Origin of the sequence: Streptomyces sp. WM6372, assembly GCF_001279655.1 — a bacterium.
Classification (GTDB): domain Bacteria; phylum Actinomycetota; class Actinomycetes; order Streptomycetales; family Streptomycetaceae; genus Streptomyces.
This window is the reverse complement of record NZ_LGDB01000036.1, coordinates 119,377-126,556: the sequence shown is the minus strand read 5'-3', so window position 1 is coordinate 126,556 and position 7,180 is coordinate 119,377. Positions and strand designations below refer to the sequence as shown.

Here is a 7,180-nt window from a genome sequence, read left to right as displayed (position 1 = left end):
CCACCGCCCCCGTCGGCCCTTTCCCCTTCGCGCCACTCCCTGTCACGCGGGGCGGCGGCGTGAGGTGAGGAACCGGACCAGGACGGCTGCGGCGAGCAGGCCGGTGATCATTTGGCCAGCGTAGGTCAGGACCATCCCGGTGGTGACCGCCTTCGCGGGATCGACGGTGCCCGCGCAGGAGATCAGGAGCCACAGCCCCCAGCTCGCCGCGGCCGCCGCCCCGGTCCATGCGACGGCCAGCGCCCACCGGGCCGGCCGGGCCCCGCCCCGGGCCAGGTTCACGGCTCCCGCCCCGGCGACCAGCGTGCACATCCCGTAGGTGGCGAACACCACGCCCGTCTCGGGGCTGAACTGCGCTATCTGCGACGCGCTGAGCCCGGCCGTACCTCCGAAGGCCCAGGTGAACTCCGCCGCCGCCACGACCGCGGCCAGCGCCGCCGCGGCTCCCGCCACCACCCCCGTGGGTGACGGGAGCCCCTCCCCCTGGACGCCCTGCCACAGGCCGCCCCAGCGCTCCCGCGCATAGGGGACGAACAGCGCGGCCAGGGCTATGGCCTGCACGATGAAGCCGCCGTACACGACGTTGAACACCCAGGGGTCGAGGAAGGGCTCCTTGGCCGCCTGCGCGGCCGCGTCCGGCCCCAGCCCCACCGCTCTCACGAGGAGTTGGCCGGGGAAGGCCACGACGATCGGCACGAGCAGTCCGGTGGCGACGAACACCGGGAGGGTCAGCAGCCATGACGGCACCCGTCTGCCCCAGGGCCGGTGAACACCAGCACGAGCACGATGACGGCCGCGTCCATGACCAGCGTGACGGCGTTCGCCACCTTGAAGAACATCCCGGGGCCCAGCAGCACGCTGCCGTCCGGTATCCCGATGCGGCTCCCCGCCACCCAGGCCCCCTTGAGGCACAGGTACGGCACGGTGGCGGCCAGAGCCGCAGCCCCCAGGATCCTGCGCCGGGTCCCCGGACCGGCGCCCGTCGACCGCGCAGCGGCCGTCTCGTCCGTGCCCGCCGTCTCGTCCGTGCCCGCCGTCTCGTTCGTGTTCACCGCTCGTGTGGTCATGGCTCAACGGTCCCGTCTCCGCTGCCCCGCCACCTCCCCCGCGAAGGGGAACCGCCTCCCCCGCCCGGGGGAGGAACCTCCCCGTCCACCGCCTCACATGCGCCGGGTCGCCACCGACAGCCGGTCCCGCGCCTCGAACAGCGCCGCCTTGATCCGCTGTTCGTGGTCCGCCGTCAGCCGGGCCACCGGCACCGAGCAGCTCACCGCGTCCCGGGCCGGCGTCCGGTACGGCACCGCCACCCCGAAGCAGCGCAGCCCGAGCGTGTTCTCCTCCCGGTCCACCGCGTAACCCTGCTCCCGTACCAGCGCCAGCTCCTCCACGAGCTGCTCCCGGTCGGTGATCGTGTGCTCGGTGACCGCTTCCAGCCTCCGCGGCAGCAGAGCCCGTACCTCCTCGTCGGAGTGGGTCGCCAGCAGCGCCTTGCCCAGCGCGGTCGAGTGCACGGGCAGCCGCCGGCCCACCCGCGTGAACGGCCGCAGGTAGTGCTGCGACGGGCGGGTGGCCAGGTAGACCACGCTCGTGCCGTCCCTCCGGGCCAGGTGGATGGTCTCGGTCGTGTCGTCGGAGAGCCGGTCCAGGGTGGGCCGGGCCGCGGCGACGACCTCGTCCCCGTCGATGTACGAGCTGCCGACCAGCAGGGCCCGTACGCCGATGCCGTACCGCGTGCCCGTCGCGTCCGTCTCCACCCACCCCAGGTTCACCAGGGTGCGCAGCAGCATGTAGAGGCTGGACTTGGGCAGCGAGAGGTCGTGCTGGATGTCGGCCAGGCTGTGCAGTCCGGGCCGCGCCGCGAAGTGCTCCAGCAACAGGACCGTACGGACGGCCGATTTGACGGCCGCCGGCGCCCCCGGGCCCTCGGACCCCTCCGATCGCGCGCCGGATCCGCCCGGTTCACCAGTGGTCATTCGCCTTCTTGCCCCTCTTGTCCCTTGTCAACGCGGAAGACCCGGAAATAGAGTCCGGAACGGATGTGATCATCCATCCATCGGAACGGCGTTCAGAATACTGAACGCCACCGCGCGGGTCAGCGAGATCCAGGAGGCAGTGCGCCATGGCAGCAACACCAGTCTGGAGTGTGGACCCCCGCACCGGGAAGCAGCGCGAACAAGTTGCCGTCGAAGCCACGTCCGGCGAGGTGGACGGGGCCGTGCGCGCCGCCCACTCGGCCCGCGCCGCCCTCGCCGACCGCACCGCCCGCGCGGCCTTCCTGCGCGCGGCCGCCGAGCTGCTCGACGAGGCCGCGGCCCACGTCATCGAGGCCGCCGACGCCGAGACCGCCCTCGGGCCGGGCCGGCTCACCGGCGAACTCGCCCGCACCACCGGCCAGCTGCGGGCCTTCGCCGACGCCGTGGACGAGGGCGCGTACCTCGACATCCGCATCGACCGCCCCGATCCCGGCGCCGTCCCGCCCCGCCCCGAGCTGCGCCGCTACAAGGTGCCGCTGGGCGTGGTCGCGGTCTACGCCGCCTCCAACTTCCCGCTCGCGTTCTCCGTCCCCGGCGGGGACACCGCGAGCGCGCTGGCCGCCGGCTGCCCGGTGGTCGTCAAGGCGCACCCCGACCATCCCGCCACCTCCGAGCTGTGCGCCTCGCTGCTGCGCCGGGCGGCCGTGGCCGTCGGGCTGCCGGCCGAAGTGGTGGCCGTCGTCCACGGGTTCGACGCGGGTCTGGAGCTGATCCGCCACCCGCTCGTCTCGGCTGCCGGGTTCACCGGTTCCATCCGGGGCGGGCGGGCGCTGTTCGACGCGGCCGCCGCCCGGCCCGTGCCCATCCCGTTCCACGGCGAACTCGGCTCCCTCAACCCCGTCGTGGTCACGCCCGCGGCCGCCGCCGAGCGCGCCGAGGAGATCGCCGCCGGACTCGCGGGCTCGGTCACCCTCGGGGTCGGCCAGTTCTGCGTCAAGCCGGGCCTGGTCCTGGTCCCCGAGGGCGCGGACGGCGACCGGCTCACCGGCGCACTGACGAAGGCGCTCGGCGAGACCGAGCCGGGCGTCCTGCTCGACCACCGGATGCGGGAGAACTTCATCTCCGGCGTACGCGAGCGGGCCGCGCTCCCCGGCGTCGGCGCGCCCGTCACCCCGGGCTCCGGCGGCGAGCACACCGTCGGAGCGGGGTACCTGACCGTGCCGGCCGGGAGCCTGCTGGAGGGCGGCGCGTACGAGGTGCTGCTGGAGGAGTGCTTCGGACCGGTGACCGTGGTCGTCCGGTACGCGGACCAGGGCGAGGCGGGGTCGGTGCTCGGCCTGCTCCCCGGGAACCTGAGCGCCACGCTCCAGCTCTCCGCGGCCGAGGCCGACGGCGGCCCGGGCCCGGCGGCGGAGCTGATCGCGCAGGTCACGGCGCTGGCCGGGCGGATCCTGGTCAACGGCTGGCCGACCGGGGTCGCGGTGGCCCCGGCCCAGCACCACGGCGGCCCGTACCCGGCGGCGACCTCGCACTCCACCTCGGTCGGCGGGACCGCCGTCGAGCGCTGGCTGCGGCCGGTGGTCTACCAGTCGGTGCCGGACCCGCTGCTTCCGGCGGAGCTGCGCGAGGCGAACCCGCTGGGGCTGCCCCGCCGGATCACGCCCCCCGCCCCGTAAATCCGTTGCCGGCCCCGACCGCGCGGGGCAGGCTGCCGGTCATGCCGAGACCTCACGGATTCACGTACGAACAGCGCGCCGACGGGAGCGTGGTCATCACGCACCAGGGACGGTCCGCGAGCACCCTGCGCGGCGGCCGGGCCGAGAAGTTCCTCGCCGAGGTGGAGTCCGGCGACGCGCAGCTCGTGATGGCCCGCTGGACGGGCGCGTACAAGTTCGGCAACGAGCGGACGGCGAAGAACCACCCCCGCAACCGGCGCTGAAATCTGCCGCGAGGGTAAGGGAACGGCAAAGCACCTCCGGTCGTTCTCCGGGCATGACCGCTATGACCCCAGGTTCCAACCTGCCGCTCAACACCGTCCGTGTGACGGTGGACGTGGCTGCCCCGGTGCGGCTCGACGTGTCGGGACTGCTCCTCGCGGCGGACGGCAAGGTGCGTTCCGACGCCGACTTCATCTTCTACAACCAGCCGTCCGGGCCCGGTGTCAGCTACCGGTCCGGCGGCGGGGCGGCGCCGGACTCGATCACCGTCGACACGGGCGCCCTGCCGCCGGGCATCGAGCGGATCGTGGTCACGGCCAGCCCCGACGCCGCGGGGCAGACGTTCCAGGGCATCGAGCCCACCGCCACCGTGCGGCACGCCGAGACCGGCGCGGTGATCGCCTCCTTCACCCCGCCGCAGCTGGGCGCCGAGACCGCGCTCGTGGTCGTCGAGGTCTACCAGCGCGGCGGCGTGTGGAAGGTGCGCGCGGTCGGCCAGGGGTACGCGAACGGCCTCGCCGGGATCGCGACGGACTTCGGGGTCTCCGTGGACGAGGAGCCCGCCCCGCCGGCCGCGGCCGCCCCGCAGGCCCCCGCCGCGCCCTCCCCTTCGTCCTGGCCCAGTGCTCCGGGTACGACGGGCGCCCCGATGACCCCGGCGGCCCCGTCGTTCCCCGCGGCCCCGCCGGCCGCTCCGCCCGCCGCACCCCCCGCCGCCGCGGCCGCCGCGCCCGGCACCGGGAAGATCAACCTGGACAAGGGCCGGGTCAGCCTCCAGAAGAACCAGACCGTGTCCCTCGTCAAGAACGGCCGCCCGCTGCTCTCCCAGGTCAAGATGGGCCTGGGCTGGGAGCCGGCGTTCCGCGGCCGGGACATCGACCTCGACGCCTCCGTGATCGCGTACGGCCCGCAGCGCAACCACATCGACAGCTGCTACTTCGGCAAGCTGTCCATCCTGGGCGGCGCCATCAAGCACTCGGGCGACAACCTCACCGGCGAGGGCGCCGGGGACGACGAGGTGATCGTCGTGGACCTCGGGCGGCTGCCCGCGGAGGCCACGGGCCTGGTCTTCACCGTCAACTCCTTCTCCGGCCAGAAGTTCACCGAGGTCGCCAAGGCGTACTGCCGCCTGATCGACGCGGCGAGCGGGGAGGAGCTGGTGCGCTTCGACCTCACGGGTGCCGAACCGCAGACCGGGGTCATGATGGCCAAACTGATTCGCCAGTTCTCGGGCGAATGGGAGATGACGGCCATCGGAGAGTTTGTGAAGTCCCGCACAGTGCGCGGGATGGTCAAGCCCGCCTCGCAGGCACTCTGAGCAGGTGGGCGGGCACATGGAGCGACCGTGACCGCCGGCCGGAGGGCCGAGGTGATGGATTCCACCCTTAATAGGGGGGTGACTGTCAGTGCCCGCCCGTAACCTTGAAAGCATGTACAGCACACTCCGGCCCGCGGGTCCCGCCCGCCCGTCCGCCGCAGAGGCGAACGAGGCGATACGGCACCTCGTCGAGACCCGGGTGGACGACGAGTGGCCCTCCGAGGCATATGAGTTCCTCCTGGAGGAATGGGCCGCCGCCAGCCGCACCGACATCGCCGAGGTCGCCGCCGCCCAGTGAGGGCGGCGGCGCAGCCGTCGATCACACGTACCTGCGGCCGGAACGCCGACCGCAGGTACACCGGCCACCACCGGCCGTACCGGCTACATCAGCCGTCCCGGCGTCAGTGCGCGCGGCGCCACGGTCCCGTGATGGCGAGCATGATGCCCGGTTCCTGGATGTTGGCGTACAGCGTGCGCCCGTCCGGGGAGAAGCAGACACCGGTGAACTCGGAGTACTCCGGCTCCTGCGCCGTCCCCATGTTCAGCTCGTTGCGCGCCAGCGGGTACGTACGCCCCGACTCGGTCGCGCCGAAGAGGTGCTGCAGGCCGCTGCCGTCCTCCGCGATGACCAGGCCGCCGTACGGGGAGACCGTGATGTTGTCGGGGCCGTCGAAGGAACCGTCCTTCGCCGGGTCGGTGTTCACGCCGAGCACCACCGTCAGCCGGACCGTGCGCCGCTTCGGGTCGTAGAACCACACCTGGCCGTCGTGGGCCGTGCCCGGGCTCTCCTCACGGGCGTACGAGGAGACGAAGTACGTGCCCCCGTCGGCCCACCACATGCCCTCCAGCTTGCGGGCGCGGGTCACCGCGCCCTCCCCGAACTGCTTGCGCACGGACACCGTCCGCGCGTCGCGGTCCGGCACGGTCACCCAGTCGACCCCGTAGACGGTGCCGATCTTCGTCGCGCGCGAGAGGTCGTCGACGAACCGGCCCGCGCTGTCGAAGCACTTGGCGGCGGCGAGCACGCCGGCGTCGGCCGCGAGGGTACGGAGCTTGCCGCGCCCGTGGCGGAAGCCGCTCGGCGGGGTCCAGCGGTAGAGCAGCCCGTTGGGGCCGGAGGCGTCCTCGGTCAGGTACGCGTGGCCCTGGCGCGGGTCGATGACCACGGCCTCGTGGGCGTACCGGCCGAAGGCCTTGACCGGCCGCGGGTCGCGGTTGGCGCGGCGGTCGTGCGGGTCGACCTCGAACACGTAGCCGTGGTCCTTGGTCATCCCGTTCTTGCCGGCGAGGTCCTCGGTCTCCTCGCAGGTCAGCCAGGTATCCCAGGGGGTGGCGCCGCCCGCGCAGTTGGTGGACGTACCGGCGATGCCCACCCATTCGGCGACCTCGCCGCCGCGCCGGACCTCGACGACCGTGCAGCCGCCGGCCGCGGCCGGGTCGTAGACGAGGCCCTCGGTGAGCGGGACGGGGTGCGCCCAGTCCGCCCGCTTGCCCTTGAGCTCGTGGTTGTTGACGAGGAGGGTGACCCCGCGGTGGCCCTCGAAGGCGGCGGTGCCGTCGTGGTTGGACGGGGTGGACTCGCCCGAGTCGAGGCTGGTGACCCCGCTGTGGGTGATCACGCGGTAGCTGAATCCGGCGGGGAGGGCGAGCAGTCCGGCCGGGTCCGCGAGGAGCGGGCCGTAGCCGGGCTCGCAGGGCCGGCCGTGCTCGTCGCGCCGGGTGCTGTCGTCGGCCGCCAGCGCTCCCGGGGCGGTGGCGAGTGCGCCGACCGTCCCGGTGAGCGCGACTCCCGCGCCGGCGATGACGGTGCGGGCGGTGAAGTCTCTACGGCTGAGCGGCATCGGGTCTCCAGGGGTGGGGAGGTGGTGCGCCTGTCGTTCGGTCGTCGGCGCACAGGCTCCCGTCCGCACGTGAACGGCGGCTGAACTACCCGCGAAGGAGGGCCGGATCCC

The 7,180-nt window shown here is 73.5% G+C and carries 8 protein-coding genes; 4 read left to right on the top strand and 4 right to left on the bottom strand.

Annotated features, from left to right (window positions below; all coding sequences use genetic code 11):
* Positions 1 to 42: 42 nt before the first annotated feature.
* From ADK52_RS42160 to ADK52_RS05625, 3 genes are all read right to left on the bottom strand, one after another.
* Complete coding sequence (locus tag ADK52_RS42160; protein WP_159045846.1) at positions 43 to 747, bottom strand: hypothetical protein; 705 nt, start codon at positions 745 to 747, stop codon at positions 43 to 45.
* Positions 729 to 1,067 carry a hypothetical protein gene (locus ADK52_RS43385; RefSeq protein WP_159045845.1) on the bottom strand — a complete coding sequence of 113 codons (339 nt, stop codon included), beginning with the start codon at positions 1,065 to 1,067 and terminating at the stop codon, positions 729 to 731. Before ADK52_RS43385 ends, ADK52_RS42160 begins: the two co-directional genes overlap by 19 nt.
* Positions 1,068 to 1,160: 93 nt before the next feature.
* Entirely contained in the window at positions 1,161 to 1,973 is an 813-nt protein-coding gene (locus tag ADK52_RS05625; protein ID WP_053688660.1) for an IclR family transcriptional regulator, read from the bottom strand.
* Between the two features lie 146 nt (positions 1,974 to 2,119).
* Here ADK52_RS05625 and ADK52_RS05620 point away from each other — a divergent pair, with 146 nt between their 5' ends.
* The 4 genes from ADK52_RS05620 (at position 2,120) to ADK52_RS05605 (ending at position 5,526) form a co-directional block, all read left to right on the top strand.
* A complete protein-coding gene (locus tag ADK52_RS05620; RefSeq protein WP_053688659.1) occupies positions 2,120 to 3,649 on the top strand; it encodes an aldehyde dehydrogenase (NADP(+)) in 1,530 nt (509 codons plus the stop codon).
* 41 nt (positions 3,650 to 3,690) lie between these two features.
* Positions 3,691 to 3,912 carry a hypothetical protein gene (locus ADK52_RS05615; protein ID WP_053688672.1) on the top strand — a complete coding sequence of 74 codons (222 nt, stop codon included), beginning with the start codon at positions 3,691 to 3,693 and terminating at the stop codon, positions 3,910 to 3,912.
* Between the two features lie 62 nt (positions 3,913 to 3,974).
* Entirely contained in the window at positions 3,975 to 5,228 is a 1,254-nt protein-coding gene (locus ADK52_RS05610; protein ID WP_053688658.1) for a TerD family protein, read from the top strand.
* Positions 5,229 to 5,340: 112 nt separating this feature from the next.
* Entirely contained in the window at positions 5,341 to 5,526 is a 186-nt protein-coding gene (locus ADK52_RS05605; RefSeq protein WP_053688657.1) for a hypothetical protein, read from the top strand.
* 103 nt (positions 5,527 to 5,629) lie between these two features.
* Here the strand turns inward: ADK52_RS05605 and ADK52_RS05600 are convergent, their stop codons facing one another.
* Positions 5,630 to 7,069, bottom strand: a complete 1,440-nt coding sequence (locus ADK52_RS05600; protein WP_053688656.1) for an alkaline phosphatase PhoX — start codon at positions 7,067 to 7,069, stop codon at positions 5,630 to 5,632.
* Positions 7,070 to 7,180: the final 111 nt, after the last annotated feature.